General features: G+C 66.5%; 12 protein-coding genes. 8 read left to right on the top strand and 4 right to left on the bottom strand.

Annotated features, from left to right (window positions below; translation table 11 throughout):
* Positions 1-43: 43 nt before the first annotated feature.
* From prmA to HU751_RS11560, 8 genes are all read left to right on the top strand, one after another.
* Complete coding sequence (gene prmA / locus HU751_RS11595; protein WP_050707004.1) at positions 44-922, top strand: 50S ribosomal protein L11 methyltransferase; 879 nt, start codon at positions 44-46, stop codon at positions 920-922.
* 43 nt (positions 923-965) lie between these two features.
* Complete coding sequence (locus tag HU751_RS11590) at positions 966-2,294, top strand: DUF3426 domain-containing protein (RefSeq protein WP_186732739.1); 1,329 nt, start codon at positions 966-968, stop codon at positions 2,292-2,294.
* Positions 2,295-2,521: 227 nt separating this feature from the next.
* On the top strand, positions 2,522-3,535 hold the full coding sequence (gene dusB / locus HU751_RS11585) for a tRNA dihydrouridine synthase DusB (RefSeq protein WP_050707006.1): 1,014 nt from the start codon (positions 2,522-2,524) through the stop codon (positions 3,533-3,535).
* Positions 3,532-3,852 carry a DNA-binding transcriptional regulator Fis gene (gene fis / locus HU751_RS11580; RefSeq protein ID WP_011535876.1) on the top strand — a complete coding sequence of 107 codons (321 nt, stop codon included), beginning with the start codon at positions 3,532-3,534 and terminating at the stop codon, positions 3,850-3,852. The genes dusB and fis overlap by 4 nt, the downstream gene beginning before the upstream one ends.
* 79 nt (positions 3,853-3,931) lie before the next feature.
* Positions 3,932-5,539 (top strand): bifunctional phosphoribosylaminoimidazolecarboxamide formyltransferase/IMP cyclohydrolase, encoded by a 1,608-nt coding sequence (purH, locus tag HU751_RS11575; protein WP_050707007.1) that lies wholly within the window; start codon positions 3,932-3,934, stop codon positions 5,537-5,539.
* Between the two features lie 182 nt (positions 5,540-5,721).
* The gene (gene purD, locus HU751_RS11570) at positions 5,722-7,017 is read left to right on the top strand and encodes a phosphoribosylamine--glycine ligase (RefSeq protein ID WP_186732738.1); all 1,296 of its coding nucleotides are present in this window, start codon (positions 5,722-5,724) and stop codon (positions 7,015-7,017) included.
* Between the two features lie 136 nt (positions 7,018-7,153).
* Positions 7,154-9,919 (top strand): hybrid sensor histidine kinase/response regulator, encoded by a 2,766-nt coding sequence (locus HU751_RS11565; RefSeq protein ID WP_186732737.1) that lies wholly within the window; start codon positions 7,154-7,156, stop codon positions 9,917-9,919.
* 187 nt (positions 9,920-10,106) lie between these two features.
* Positions 10,107-10,703, top strand: a complete 597-nt coding sequence (locus HU751_RS11560; RefSeq protein ID WP_028691281.1) for a MarC family protein — start codon at positions 10,107-10,109, stop codon at positions 10,701-10,703.
* Positions 10,704-10,715: 12 nt separating this feature from the next.
* Here HU751_RS11560 and cobJ read toward each other — a convergent pair whose 3' ends face one another.
* Genes cobJ through cobG form a run of 4 tightly spaced genes read right to left on the bottom strand, consistent with a single transcriptional unit; the run spans position 10,716 to position 15,079 of the window.
* A complete protein-coding gene (cobJ, locus tag HU751_RS11555; RefSeq protein ID WP_186732736.1) occupies positions 10,716-12,407 on the bottom strand; it encodes a precorrin-3B C(17)-methyltransferase in 1,692 nt (563 codons plus the stop codon).
* Positions 12,404-13,138: a precorrin-2 C(20)-methyltransferase gene (locus HU751_RS11550; RefSeq protein WP_177330861.1), complete on the bottom strand. Its 735-nt coding sequence runs from the start codon at positions 13,136-13,138 to the stop codon at positions 12,404-12,406. The genes cobJ and HU751_RS11550 overlap by 4 nt, the downstream gene beginning before the upstream one ends.
* Positions 13,135-13,761, bottom strand: a complete 627-nt coding sequence (locus HU751_RS11545) for a precorrin-8X methylmutase (RefSeq protein ID WP_046854044.1) — start codon at positions 13,759-13,761, stop codon at positions 13,135-13,137. The genes HU751_RS11550 and HU751_RS11545 overlap by 4 nt, the downstream gene beginning before the upstream one ends.
* On the bottom strand, positions 13,754-15,079 hold the full coding sequence (cobG, locus tag HU751_RS11540) for a precorrin-3B synthase (RefSeq protein ID WP_186732735.1): 1,326 nt from the start codon (positions 15,077-15,079) through the stop codon (positions 13,754-13,756). Before cobG ends, HU751_RS11545 begins: the two co-directional genes overlap by 8 nt.
* Between the last annotated feature and the right edge of the window lie 148 nt (positions 15,080-15,227).

The following is a 15,227-nucleotide window of genomic DNA, read 5'->3' as shown; positions in this document are numbered from 1 at the left end:
GCAGCCTCGGGCTGCCCCTGTCGATTTACCAAAGGTGCCCGCCATGCCCTGGCTGCAAGTACGCCTGGCCATCAGCCCGGAACAAGCCGAAACCTACGAAGATGCCCTGCTCGAAGTGGGTGCCGTCTCGGTGACCTTCATGGACGCCGAAGACCAGCCGATCTTCGAACCGGACCTCAACACCACCCCGCTGTGGTCGCACACGCACCTGCTGGCGCTGTTCGAGGCCGATGCCGAGCCTGAAGCGGTGTTCGCCCACCTGCAATTGCTGACCGGTGCCGCGCTGCCCGAGCACCAGGCCGAAGTGATCGAGGACCAGGACTGGGAACGCAGCTGGATGGACAACTTCCAGCCCATGCGCTTCGGCCAGCGCCTGTGGATCGTGCCGAGCTGGCACGAAGCCCCGGAAAAGGACGCGGTCAACCTGCTGCTCGACCCGGGCCTGGCGTTCGGCACCGGCACCCACCCAACCACCGCGCTGTGCCTGGAGTGGCTCGACGGCCAACAGCTGCAAGGCACCCAGGTGCTGGACTTCGGCTGCGGCTCGGGCATCCTGGCCATCGCCGCGCTGCTGCTCGGTGCCCGCCACGCGGTCGGCACCGACATCGACGTGCAGGCTATCGAGGCCTCCCGTGACAACGCCCAGCGCAACGGCATCGCCGACGACAAGTTCGACCTGTACCTGCCCGAGCAGATGCCGGCCATGCAGGCCGACGTGCTGGTGGCCAATATCCTGGCCGGCCCGCTGGTCTCTCTGGCGCCGCAGCTGTCCGGCCTGGTGCGCCCCGGTGGCCTGCTGGCACTGTCGGGCATCCTTGCCGAGCAAGGCGAGGAAGTGGCCGCCGCCTATACGGCCGACTTCGACCTGGACCCGATCGTCGTGCGCGACGGCTGGGTACGTATCAGTGGTCGCCGCCGCTAAGCGCGCCTAGACTCATCTCCTGCACAGCTCCCCGGACAGCCGCATGACCGACAGTTTCGTCACCCAGTGCCCGCATTGCCAGACCAGCTTTCGCGTCACCCATCACCAGTTGAGCGTGGCCCGCGGCGTGGTGCGCTGCGGCCATTGCCTGCAGGTGTTCAATGCGGCGAAACAGTTGCTGGAGCAGAACCGCGCCACCAGCGCAGAGGGCAACGCCGAGGCACCGCTCGCCGTGGCGGAACCGGTCGCTGCAGTGGCCCCGGCAGTCGAGCCGGTGGCCGAAACCCCGGCACCGGACGAAGACAACTGGAGCGTCACGGCCGAGGAGCTGGATGCCCTCGACCTCGACCAGGAACTGGCGCGCCTCGAACGGCGCAGCCCGGGCGACCGGCGCGGCGCAGCGCAGAGCGTGTTGCAGGCCCGTCGCGACGAGCAGGCCGGCGATGGACACGGCGACGAACTGTTCGGCACGGCCACTGATGACGACCTGACGCCCGCACAGGTAGGCGAGGAAGCGCCGGTACTGAACGAGCAGGAGCCGCTGGACCTGGAGCCCGCGGCCGACGAACGCACCGAACCGACCCTCGGCAGCGCCGACCTCGAGCTGGACGACGAACCGCCGGTGCGCCACCCGCCAGCAGCCGACGACCTCGACGAGCCACTGGAGCGGATGTCCGCCAACGACGAACCTGTTCCGGAAAAGGGCCTGTCGGCGCTGGACGACGAGGTCCGCAGCGAACCGCTCTCGGCCCGCGACGAGGAACCCGACGAACAGCTTGGGCAACGCCTGGAGCCCAGCCTGGCGATCAAGCCCGAGCGCACGCGCAAGGAGCCGCTGGTCGATGTAGTCGACGACCCGTTGCAACTGGACTGGGAGAAGCCTGCACCGAACTGGGGCAAGCGCCTGCTGTGGGGCTTCCTGACCCTGCTGGCCGCCGGCCTGCTGGCGTTCCAGTACGTCTGGTTCCACTTCGACGAAATGGCCCGCCAGGACCAGTACCGCCCTTGGTTCCAGCAACTGTGCCCGGTGTTCGGCTGCCAGGTGCCGACCCGCGTGGACATCTCGCGGATCAAGAGCAGCAACCTGGTGGTACGCAGCCACCCGGACTTCAAGGGCGCGCTGATCGTCGACGCGATCATCTACAACCGCGCGCCCTTCGCCCAACCCTTCCCCTTGCTGGAGCTGCGCTTCGCCGACCTCAACGGCCAGCTGATCGCCAGCCGGCGCTTCAAGCCCAGCGAGTACCTGTCTGGCGAGCTGGCCGGCCGCGGCGAGATGCCCAGCCAGACACCGATCCATATCGCCCTGGACATCCTCGACCCGGGGCCGAAGGCGGTGAACTACAGCCTGAGCTTCCGCTCGCCGGAATAAACGACCAGCGGCAAGCCCGCCCCACGGGCTTGCCGGTGTCGCGAACGGACCGCAAAGCGGCCCCAGATTCAACTGAACGGTTGAATTTCCGAGACTCGCGGCATCGGTCATAACGCCGCAACTGTTCAGATTTTATCCAGATTCATCTTTATCCGGTCATCGAGAGCGGGTATCATGCCATCCCTTTTTCGAACTCCAATGATTCGGCCCCACAACAGGGAACACCTATGTCGGCGGTACGCATCGGCCCTTACACACTGCAGAACAACCTGATCCTGGCCCCCATGGCCGGCGTCACGGACCAGCCTTTCCGCACCCTGTGCAAACGCCTGGGGGCGGGCATGGTGGTCTCGGAGATGGTCTCCAGCGACATGCGCCTGTGGAACAGCCGCAAGTCGAGCCTGCGCCGCATCCACGAAGGCGATCCCGAGCCGCGCTCGGTGCAGATCGCCGGCGGCGACGCGCAGATGATGGCCGAGGCGGCCCGGGCCAACGTCGAGGCCGGCGCCCAGATCATCGACATCAACATGGGTTGCCCGGCGAAAAAAGTCTGCAACAAGGCTGCAGGCTCTGCTTTATTGAGAGATGAAGCCTTGGTCACCGAGATCCTCCACGCCGTCGTCGGCGCCGTGGACGTCCCGGTGACGCTGAAGATCCGCACCGGCTGGGACCGGGCGAACAAGAACGGCCTGAATGTGGCGAAGATCGCCGAACAGGCCGGCATCCAGGCGCTGGCGGTACATGGCCGCACACGCGCCGACCTGTACACCGGTGACGCCGAGTACGACACCATCGCCGCGATCAAGCAGGCGGTGTCGATCCCGGTTTTCGCCAACGGCGACATCACCTCGCCGGAAAAGGCCCGGGCGGTGCTGCACGCCACCGGTGCCGACGGCCTGCTGATCGGCCGTGCCGCCCAGGGGCGGCCGTGGATTTTCCGCGAGATCGAGCATTTCCTGCGCACGGGCGAGCATTTGCCCGCACCGGCGCTGGACGAAGTGGAACGCATTCTGCTGGAGCACCTGGCTGCGCTGCACGCCTTCTACGGCGATGTGATGGGCGTGCGTATCGCCCGCAAGCACGTGGGCTGGTACCTGGCGACCCGACCCGGCGGCAAGGAGTTCCGCAGCCGGTTCAACGCTTTGGAAGACACACAAGCGCAGTGCGCCAACGTTCAGGCGTTTTTCGCCGAACGTCGACAGAGCCTTGGGACAGAGGACGAACAAGGGGTGGCCGCATGACGATGATGACCGAGACATTAGTGAGTGGAACAACGCCCGTGAGCGACAACGCCAACCTCAAGCAGCACCTGAACACGCCGAGCGAGGAGGGCCAGACCCTGCGCGACAGCGTCGAGAAGGCGCTGCACAACTACTTCGCCCACCTGGAAGGCGCTACCGTCACGGACGTGTACAACCTGGTGCTCTCGGAAGTCGAGGCGCCCTTGCTCGAATGCGTGATGAACTACGTCAAGGGCAACCAGACCAAGGCCAGCGAGATGCTCGGACTCAACCGAGGCACGCTGCGCAAGAAGCTCAAGCAGTACGATCTGTTGTAAGGCCAGAACCCCAACCAGAAAAGGCGCTCATGCAAAAAGGCGCCTTTTTTGCTGACTCCACCGCGTTATGGAATCTGAAATGACCGACCAGACTACCCGCCTGCCGATCCGCCGCGCCCTGATCAGCGTCTCCGACAAGACCGGTATCCTCGAATTCGCCCGTGAGCTGCAGCAGCTCGGTGTCGAGATCCTGTCCACCGGCGGCACCTACAAGCTGCTCAAGGACAATGGCGTGAACGCGGTGGAAGTGGCCGACTACACCGGCTTCGCCGAAATGATGGACGGCCGGGTCAAGACCCTGCATCCGAAGATCCACGGCGGCATCCTCGGCCGTCGCGGCACCGACGACGCCATCATGAACGAGCACGGCATCAAGCCGATCGACCTGGTCGCAGTCAACCTGTACCCGTTCGAAGCCACCATCAGCAAGCCGGGCTGCGACCTGCCGACCGCCATCGAGAACATCGACATCGGCGGCCCGACCATGGTCCGTTCGGCGGCGAAGAACCACAAGGACGTCGCCATCGTGGTCAACGCCAGCGACTACGCCGGTATCGTCGAGGGCCTCAAGGCCGGCGGCCTGACCTACGCCCAGCGCTTCGACCTGATGCTCAAGGCCTTCGAGCACACCGCCGCCTACGACGGCATGATCGCCAACTACATGGGCACCATCGACCAGGCCAAGCAAACCCTGTCGACCGAAGACCGCAGCGAGTTCCCGCGCACTTTCAACAGCCAGTTCGTCAAGGCCCAGGAAATGCGCTACGGCGAGAACCCGCACCAGAGCGCGGCGTTCTACGTCGAGGCGAAGAAGGGCGAGGCCAGCATCTCCACCGCCATCCAGCTGCAAGGCAAGGAGCTGTCGTTCAACAACGTGGCCGACACCGACGCCGCGCTGGAGTGCGTGAAGAGCTTCGTCAAGCCGGCCTGCGTCATCGTCAAGCACGCCAACCCGTGCGGCGTGGCCGTGGTGCCTGAAGACGAAGGCGGCATCCGCAAGGCCTACGACCTGGCCTACGCCACCGATACCGAATCGGCTTTCGGCGGCATCATCGCCTTCAACCGCGAGCTGGACGGCGAAACCGCCAAAGCCATCGTCGAGCGTCAGTTCGTCGAAGTGATCATCGCCCCGAAAATCTCCCAGGCCGCCCGCGAAGTCGTGGCCGCCAAGCAGAACGTGCGTCTGCTGGAGTGCGGCGAGTGGCCAGCCGAGCGCGCCGCCGGTTGGGACTTCAAGCGCGTCAACGGTGGCCTGCTGGTGCAGAGCCGCGATATCGGCATGATCAGCGCCGACGACCTGAAGATCGTCACCAAACGCGCGCCGACCGAGCAGGAAATCCACGACCTGGTGTTCGCCTGGAAAGTGGCCAAGTTCGTCAAGTCCAACGCCATTGTCTACGCCAAGAACCGCCAGACCATCGGCGTCGGCGCCGGCCAGATGAGCCGCGTCAACTCCGCGCGCATCGCCGCCATCAAGGCCGAGCACGCCGGTCTGCAGGTACAGGGCGCGGTGATGGCCTCGGATGCGTTCTTCCCGTTCCGCGACGGCATCGACAATGCGGCTAAAGTGGGTATCAGCGCCGTGATCCAGCCGGGTGGTTCGATGCGTGATGCCGAGGTGATTGCTGCCGCTGATGAAGCCGGTATCGCCATGGTCTTCACCGGCATGCGCCACTTCCGCCACTGATTTACGGCAATCGGCCGCACTGAAGCAGGCATCTGCTGCGTTGGGGCCGGTTCCGCTGATGCTCATTGCCAGAAGGCAACTCCGCTCATCGGAACCGGCCCCGCCTTGCATCTACCTGCTTCATTGCGACCTCGTACAGCGTGAGGCTTTGCCTCCCGTCCGAAAGAATTCGAGGTTTTGACATGAAAGTTTTGATCATCGGCAGCGGCGGTCGTGAACACGCCCTGGCCTGGAAAGTCGCCCAGGACCCACGCGTCGAGAAAGTCTTCGTTGCCCCGGGCAACGCCGGCACCGCCACCGAAGCCAAGTGCGAGAACGTCGCCATCGACGTCACCGCCCTGGAGCAACTGGCCGACTTCGCCGAGAAGAACGTCGACCTGACCATCGTCGGCCCGGAAGCACCGCTGGTGCTCGGCGTCGTCGACCTGTTCCGCAGCCGCAACCTGGACTGCTTCGGTCCGACCAAGGGTGCGGCCCAGTTGGAAGGCTCCAAGGCCTTCACCAAGGACTTCCTGGCCCGTCACAAGATCCCGACCGCCGACTACCAGAACTTCACCGAGATCGAGCCAGCCCTGGCCTACCTGCGTGAGAAAGGCGCACCGATCGTGATCAAGGCCGACGGCCTGGCCGCCGGCAAGGGCGTGATCGTCGCCATGACCCTGCAGGAAGCCGAAGACGCCGTGCGCGACATGCTCGCCGGCAATGCCTTCGGCGAAGCCGGCTCGCGGGTGGTGATCGAAGAGTTCCTCGACGGCGAGGAAGCCAGCTTCATCGTCATGGTCGACGGCCACAACGTGCTGCCCATGGCCACCAGCCAGGACCACAAGCGCGTCGGCGACCAGGACACCGGCCCGAACACCGGCGGCATGGGCGCCTACTCCCCTGCCCCGGTGGTCACCGCCGACGTGCACCAGCGCGTGATGGACCAAGTGATCTGGCCGACCGTGCGCGGCATGGCCGAGGAAGGCAACGTCTACACCGGTTTCCTCTACGCCGGCCTGATGATCGACAAGGCGGGCAACCCCAAGGTCATCGAGTTCAACTGCCGCTTCGGCGACCCGGAAACCCAGCCAGTCATGCTGCGCCTGGAGTCGAGCCTGGTACTGCTGGTCGAGGCTGCCTTCGCCAAGGCCCTGGACAAGGTCGAAGCGCAATGGGACCCGCGTCCGAGCCTGGGCGTGGTGCTGGCCGCCGGTGGCTATCCGGGCGACTACGCCAAGGGCGCCGCGATCAGCGGCCTGGATGCCGCCGCCAAGCTTGAAGGCAAGGTGTTCCACGCCGGTACCGCACTGAAGGACGGCCAGGTAGTCAGCGCCGGCGGCCGCGTGCTCTGCGCCACCGCCATGGGCGACACCGTCGAGGCTGCCCAGCAGCAGGCCTACCGCCTGGCCGAGCAGGTCAAGTGGGACGCCAGCTTCTACCGCACCGACATCGGCTACCGGGCCATCGCCCGCGAGCGCGGTGAGCACCAGCAGTAAAAATGCACCGAACGGCCGTGGCGCTCCAGGCGCCCGGCCTTCGGCTCGTCGTCAAGGCCCTGCCGGGGCCTTGCCTTCGCCTTGGCGCGCCGCGCATAGTTGTTATCCGGCACATTAGCTAAGAAGGGATTTCGTCGTGCGTCGGCTTCGGATTGCCATAGCCCTGATCGTCAGCCTGCTGACCCTGCTCTGCCTGCTCCCGGCACACGCCGAACAGGCCGCAGGCTGGTCGGCGCTGCTCGACGAACAGGCCAACCTGCAATTGTCCGATGTACGCTCCGAGCGTTACCGCAACCAGTTCAGCCCCCTGGCCCTCGACGAACTGGATGCCGCCCTCCCCGACCAGGCGCTCTGGCTGCACTACCGCCTGGAGCCGCACGACCAGGAGCAACTGGTCCGCATCTTCGCCCCCGACCTGTCGCGCCTGGACCTCTACGCCCTTGAAGGCGGCAAGCTGCTGCGCCAGCTGCACCATGGCCGCCAGGGCGATGGCCTGAGCCCGACCCAGCGCGGCCGGGACCATGTGCTGCCACTGCCACACAGCAGCCAGCCACTGGACATCTACCTGCGGCTGGTCTCCGAACACCAGTTGCGCCCGGCCATCAGCGTCGAGTCCACCGCCCACGCCGCGGCCGACCAGCGCCAGTCGCTGCTGTTCGGCCTGCTGTTCGGCGGGCTGGTAATGCTGATCCTGCACAACCTGATCCGCTTCGCCTATTCACGCTCCAGCACCACGCTGGTCCTGGCGCTGTACCACGGCCTGATGCTGCTCAGCGCGCTGATCCTGCTCAATCTCACTGGCCCGTGGGGGCAGCTGTGGCATAGCGCGCAGACCCCGGCGGCCTATCTGACCCTGGTGCTGGCGGGCCTGGCCGGACTGTACTTCACCCTGCATTTCTTCTCCCCCTGCAGTTCGGCACGGCTCAATCGCCTGCTGCAAATGGAAATGGTGGTGGCCGCGGTCAGCGGCCTGGTGCTGCTGTTCGTCGACACGCTGCCGCTGAACCTGATGACCTACGCCCTGCTCGCCCTGGGCAGCGTGAGCATGCTGCTGGTCAGCAGCTATCACTGGTACAAGGGCTACGGCCCGGCGCGGCTGTTCAGCGTGGCGATGCTGGTGTTCAACCTCGGCGGCCTGGTGCTGCTGCCGGCCCTGCTGGGCCTGACCCGCACCGCCACGCCCTGGCTGCTGTGCATCCTCATGGCGCTGACCGTGGTCAGCGGCCTGTTGCTCAACCTCGCGGTCAGCGAGCGCCTGCGCCGGATCAGCGAGGAACGCTTCCGCGCCAGCCGCGCCCTGGCCGCCAGCGATGCCGAGATCAACGCCAAGGCCGAGTTCCTGGCCAAGATCAGCCACGAGATCCGCACCCCCATGAATGGCGTGCTGGGCATGACCGAGCTGTTGCTGGGCACGCCGCTGTCGGTCAAGCAGCGCGACTACGTGCAGACCATCCACAGCGCTGGCAACGAACTGCTCACCCTGATCAACGAGATCCTCGACATCTCCAAGCTCGAGTCGCGGCAGATCGAACTGGACGATGTGCAGTTCGACCTCAACGCCCTGATCGAGGACTGCCTGAACATCTTCCGGGCCAAGGCCGAGCAGCAGAACATCGAGCTGATCAGCTTCACCCAGCCCCAGGTGCCCAGGGTCGTCAGTGGCGACCCGACGCGCCTGCGCCAAGCCCTGTCGAGCCTGCTGGACAACGCCCTGAAGAACACCACCCAGGGCGAGATCCTGCTGGTGGTGGCCCTCGACCAGCGTGGCGACAGCCCGCGCCTGCGCATCGCCGTGCAGGACAGCGGCGAGCCCATGCCGCCCGCCGAGCGCGACGCCCTGCTGCAGGCCGAACTGCACAGCCGGCACTTCCTCTCCAGCAACAAGCTCGGTGGCCATCTGGGTCTGGTGATCGCCAAACAGCTGATCGGCCTGATGCAGGGCGAATTCGGCATCAAGACCAGCACCAGCATGGGCAACACCCTATGGCTGACCCTGCCGCTGGATCCGCAGCGCCTGGAGCAGCCGGCCACCGACCTCGACGGTCCGTTGCGCGATGCGCGGGTGCTGGTGGTGGACGACAACGACACCTGCCGCAAGGTGCTGGTGCAGCAATGCAGCGCCTGGGGCATGAACGTCAGCGCGGTGCCGTCGGGCAAGGAAGCGCTGGCGCTGCTGCGCACCAAGGCGCACTTGCGCGACTACTTCGACGCCGTGCTGCTGGACCAGAACATGCCCGGCATGACCGGCATGCAACTGGCAGCCAAGATCAAGGAAGACCCGAGCCTGAACCACGACATCCTGGTGGTCATGCTCACCGGCATCAGCAACGCGCCGAGCAAGATCATCGCCCGTAACGCCGGGGTCAAGCGCATCCTCGCCAAGCCGGTGGCCGGCTACACGCTCAAGACCACCCTCGCCGAGGAGCTCGCCCTGCGCGGCCGCGAGCAGGCCGCGCCGCCGCTGCCGGCAGGTACCCCGGTACCGCTGGACCTGCCCGGCGACTTCCGCATCCTGGTGGCCGAGGACAACAGCATCTCGACCAAGGTCATCCGCGGCATGCTCGGCAAGCTCAACCTCGAGCCGGACACTGCCAGCAACGGCGAAGAAGCCCTGCAGGCGATGAAGACCAGGCACTACGACCTGGTACTGATGGACTGCGAAATGCCGGTGCTCGACGGTTTCTCCGCCACCCAGCAGCTGCGCGCCTGGGAAACCGCCAACCAGCGTCCGCGTACCCCGGTGGTGGCGCTGACCGCGCACATCCTCAACGAACACAAGGAGCGCGCGCGCCTGGCTGGCATGGATGGGCACATGGCCAAGCCGGTGGAGCTGTCGCAATTGCGCGAACTGATCCAGTTCTGGGCGGGGCAACGGCAGGTGGTTACTGCGCCTCTCGACTGAAACACCGCGGGCAGCGCTATCGGTGTAGGAGCGGCCTTGCGTCGCGAATGGGCTGCACAGCAGCCCCCGACCATTTCTGCTATAGCTGAGATCCTGGGGCCGCTCTGCGGCCCTATCGCGACACAAGGCCGCTCCTACAGGTTCCGTGCTATACAGATGCCACTCTTCTCCGCCTGGACCCGCCCCCATGCTCCATGAGTTGTTCAGCGTCTACCTGAAAATGCTCGTGCTCTACAGCCCGTTCTTCGTGCTGTCGTGCTTCATCGGCCTGACCCGCGGCCACTCCAGCAAGGAACGCAAGCAACTGGCCTGGCGCGTGGCGATCGCCACGCTGGTGGCCAGCGTGCTGCTCTATCTGTTCGGGCGGGTGATCTTCGGCGTGTTCGGCATCACCGCCGACGCCTTTCGCATCGGCGCGGGCTCGGTGCTGTTCATCTCGGCGCTGGGCATGGCCCAGGGCAAGTCGGCGGTGCAGACCGACAACGTGCAGCAAGACGTGACCATCGTGCCGCTGACCATTCCGCTGACAGTCGGCCCGGGCACCATCGGTGCGCTGCTGGTGATGGGAGTGGGCCAGCCGCACTGGGACGACAAGCTGCTGGCCATCGTCAGCATCGCCCTGGCCAGCTTCACCGTCGGCCTGGTGCTGTACCTTTCGCACCGTATCGAGCGGCTGCTCGGCGACCAGGGCCTGCAGATCGTCAGCCGCCTGATGGGGCTGTTCGTCTGCGCCCTGGCGGCGCAGATCATCTTCACCGGGATCAAGGGCTACCTGCTGCCCTGACCCCGGTTACGCTCAGGGCTTGGTGGGGTACCAGCGCGGCGTGTACACCCACTGGCCGCCATCGGCACGGGCGAAGGTGCAAGTGGTCGAGGAGCCGACCAGCACCATGGTGCGCATGTCGACCATCTCCGGCAGCAGCTCGCCCAGGGTCACTACCCGCAGGGTCTGCCCCGGCCGGCCGATATCGCGGCCCAGCACCACCGGCGTTTCTTCGTCGCGATGGCGGCGCACCACTTCCAGCGCCGCACCCAACTGATGAGGCCGGGCCTTGGAGATCGGGTTGTAGAACGCCAGCACCAGATCCGCCTGGGCCGCCAGGTCGAGGCGTTTTTCGATGATCGACCAGGGCTTGAGGTTGTCCGACAGCGACATCACGCAGAAATCATGCCCCAGCGGCGCCCCAGCTTGAGCGGCGGTGGCCAGCGAGGCCGAGACGCCGGGCAGGATCTCCAACTCGACGCGCTGCCAGGCCGGGTCGCTGGACTCGTGCAATGCTTCCAGCACCGCAGCCGCCATGGCAAACACGCCCGGGTCGCCCGACGACACCACCACCACCGAACGCCCCTGGGCCGCCAGCTCGAAGGCATGGCGGGCGCGCTGCATCTCTTCGCGGTTGTCGGTGCAGTGCAGCACTTGATCGTCGCGGAAGGGGCCGGCCATGCGCACGTAGGTTTCGTAGCCGAGCACATCCTGGGCGCGCGCCAGTTCGGCCTTGACCGCCGGTACCATCAGCTCGGCGGCACCAGGGCCCAGGCCGATCACGGCCAGGCGCCCCCGGCGACGGCCAACTCGGTCGATGTCGACCGGTGCCGCGGCAACGGCGTGGGCGAGCCCCACGGACGAACCTACAAGCGCTTGCGGCAATGCATCAGCCAGCATCCGCTCCAGGCTCTCGGCGACCGGGGCGAAGCGCAGGGCGACATTCAGCGCCTGGGCAGCCTCGTGCAGGGTCGGCTCCGCCATCTCGGTTTCGCTCGCCAGCAGGCAAGCCAACGCGGGCTCGGCGATGTTCGCTCGCAGCAGTTCCTCGCGCACCTGTTGCACCAGGTCAGCGCTGCCGGCTGTGACTGCCACCACCACGCAACGCGCATGGATCAGCAGTTCGTCACGGTTGCTCGGGCGAATAGCGCTCCCCACATGAATGGTGCGCCGCGCATCGTCACCTGCCGGCAACTGCGCGTGCTCGAGCCACGGCGCGTCGCCTTCGACACGCACGGTTTCACCCGCCAGCAGATCGGAGACGAAGCGCTTGCCCTGCTCCAGGTCCGCCAGAGCATAACCCTCGGGCGGGTTGAGCAGGCAGGTGCCGAAGCGCAGCTCGCCACTGGTGGTGATCGCCGCGCTTACATCCAACGCTTCACCGATCTCTCGGGCCATGACATTGACCCCGCCCAGGCCACCGAGCAGCGGCACCACGGCGCTGCCGTCCTCGGCCACGGCCAGCACCGGCGGCTCGACGCCTTTTTCGCTCAACAGCGGCGCCAGGGTGCGAATGACGATACCCGCCGCGCACAGGGCGATGATCGGCGTGTCTTGCTGATACAACTCGCGCAGGGTGTCGCCGAAGGCTGCGTAGTAACGGTCGGCACCCTCCACACGCCCTTGCAGGCCATGGATCACGGCCTGTGGATAACGTTGCTGGATTCGCTGCGCGGTAGCCAGGCTGCCCGGGCCGAGAATGACGATTGCCGGTGCCTTGATCATCCCTGCCATTTCTCACCCGGCACGATGATCAGCGAGAAGTACGGCGAGGACTGCGGGTCGACTTCGTCCAGCGCGACGATCTTCTGGTTGGCCATGGTTGCCCGCTCCACGTACAGCGCACGGCTATCCAGGCCCAGCTCGCCGAGCACCTGGCGCACCTTGGGGAAGTTGCGCCCCAGCTTCATGATCACTGCCGCGTCGGCAGCGGCCAGGCGCTGCTTGAGCTCTTCATGGGGCAACACACCGGAGAGCACGGTGAGGGTCTGGTTGCGATACACCAGCGGCGCACCGAGCACCGAGGCACCACCAAGCATCGAGCAGACGCCCGGAATCACCTGCGCCTCGTAGCGCGACGCCAGGCGATCGTGCAGGTACATGTAGGAGCCGTAGAAGAACGGGTCCCCTTCGCAGATCACCGCCACGTCGCGGCCGGCATCCAGGTGCGCGGCCACCTGCAGGCTGGCTTCGTCGTAGAAGTCGCTGATCACCTGCTCGTAGGAGAGCGGCGCGGGCAGCGCCTCGGTGGTCACCGGATATACCAGGGGCAGCAGGGTCTGTTCGGCTTGCAGGTGCGCTTCGATGATACCGAAGGCGTTGCCGCGCTTGCCCTTGGCCACGAAGTACGCCACCACAGGGGCCTCGCGCAGCAGGCGCAGGGCCTTGACCGTGATCAGTTCGGGATCGCCCGGGCCCACGCCCAGGCCCAGCAGTCGTCCGCGTGCGTGCATCATTCCACCTCCGTGGCCAGGGCGTTCACCGCGGCGGCGGCCATCGCGCTGCCGCCCAGGCGGCCCTGCATGATCACGAACGGCACGCCACGGCTGTCGGCGGCGAGCATGGCCTTGGATTCGGCGGCGCCGACGAAGCCGACCGGGAAGCCGAGGATCAGCGCCGGTTTCGGCGCGCCGGCATCGAGCATCTCCAGCAGGTAGAACAATGCGGTCGGCGCGTTGCCGATCACCACCACGCTGCCTTCCAGGTGCGGGCGCCACAGTTCCAGGGCCACCGCCGAGCGGGTGTTGCCCTCGGCCTTGGCCAGGTCCGGCACGCTCGGGTCGCGCAGGGTGCAGATCACCGGGTTGTTGGCCGGCAGGCGGGCGCGGGTGATGCCTTCGGCGACCATGTGCGCGTCACAGAGGATCGGCGCGCCCTTGGCCAGGGCCTCGCGGCCGGCGCTACCGGCGCCTTCGGAGAACTGCAGGCCATCGATGGCCTCGACCATGCCGCAGGCATGGATCACGCGCACGGCGAGCTTTTCAAGATCGGCGGGGATCCGCTCGAGCCGGGCTTCCTCGCGGATGATCCGGAAGGAATTGCGATAGATCTCCTGACCATCGCGAATGTAGTCAATCATCAAGGTGCTCCGTCGGCAGGTCGAGCATGGCGCCTGCTTCTTCTGGGGTGAGGTCGGCTGCGCGCAGCCTGCCGAAACCCGGCAGGCGCGCGTCGCGCAAATAAAGGTCATAACGGCCCGGGGCGCGGGCCAACAGGGTGGCCGGGGCGGCATGGGCCATGGCGCAGGAACGTGGGCAGGCTGTCAGGTGCACGCTGCCCGGGGCACCGTGGTGCAGCAGCGCGGCCAGGACAATGGCGTCGGCCTTGGTGTCGGCCTGGGCCTTGGCGCAACCGCTGGAGCCGGTGCAGGCAACGACCCGCGCCAGTGGATGTTCGTTGTGGCAGAGCATGCCGGATGCCGCCAGCTGCGCGCGTGCGTTTTCCAGCTCGGTCGGTTCGAGGGAGGTCAGCACCAGGCTCTGCCAAGGCGTCAGGCGCAAGCTGCCATCGCCCCATTGCCGGGCGATGCGCGCGGCACTGCGAAGCATTGCGGCCGTCAGGCGCCCGAGGGGCGGTGCGACGCCCAGGGCCACGCCCTGGCGCTGGGGCAGCACGCCCAACCAGGGGCTTGTCGTCGCCGGGCGCTGCCAGGCCATCGACGTGGCATCGATCTGAATCGCCAGCCCTTCCAGGAAGTGCTCAACCGGGCACACCTGCAGCAATTGACGCATGCGCGACTGCTCGGGTGTCGCCAGGTCGAGGAAGCGCTCCAGCACCGCGCGCACCAACGCCGGCCCCTGCTCCATCGGTACCGCACCCAGCGCCTGGCCATTCGACAGGCTGCTCGCGAGGCCAAACCGCAACCAGATGTGCCCTTCGCGTTGCATCGCGGACAGCCACAGATCATGGGCGTGGTCGAGCATCGCCAGCGCTTCGCCGCCATCGAGCTGCACGGCGAATTTGGCCGACAGCTTGTGGAACCGGGGTGTGCTTTCCAGCAGATCGAGGATCTGCCCGGCCAATGGCCGGGTGTCGAACAGCATGGTCGGATCGAGCCCGGCCAGTGGGCTGAGCATGAGGTTGCGCACATCATCGCCCGCCGCGTCACGCGGGCCGAGCCCGGCGGCCAGCAGATGCTCGACCAGCCCGCTGTGATCCTGGCCAATGCCACGGATCTGCAGATTGGCCCGATTGGTCGCCTCGATCACCCCGCCGGCGAAGCGCTCGGCGGCGTCCGCCACGGCATCGGCCTGATCGGCCAGCAGCAAGCCGCCGGGCAGCTTGATCCGGCAAATGCCACCGTCGCGCGCGGCGACGATGCGCCACAACCCCGGACAGGCCGAGGGACGGGGCGAAACTTCGGGGGACGGGGGCTGCGTCAAGGGGGCATCCGGCAATCGTGAAAGTGCGCTTCAGTGTAGAAGGCGCGGTATTATGCCTGCTTTGTCCGGCGGCATGAAAAACCGGTGGTCGAACGCTTAGACGAATCGCGGGGCAAACCCGCTCCCACGCCACCTCGTGGGAGCGGGTTTGCCCCGTGATCAA

Origin of the sequence: Pseudomonas peradeniyensis (assembly GCF_014268935.2) — a bacterium.
GTDB lineage: Bacteria > Pseudomonadota > Gammaproteobacteria > Pseudomonadales > Pseudomonadaceae > Aquipseudomonas > Aquipseudomonas peradeniyensis.
The sequence above is the reverse complement of the archived record's forward strand: the minus strand, read 5'-3'. Positions and strand labels throughout refer to the sequence as shown.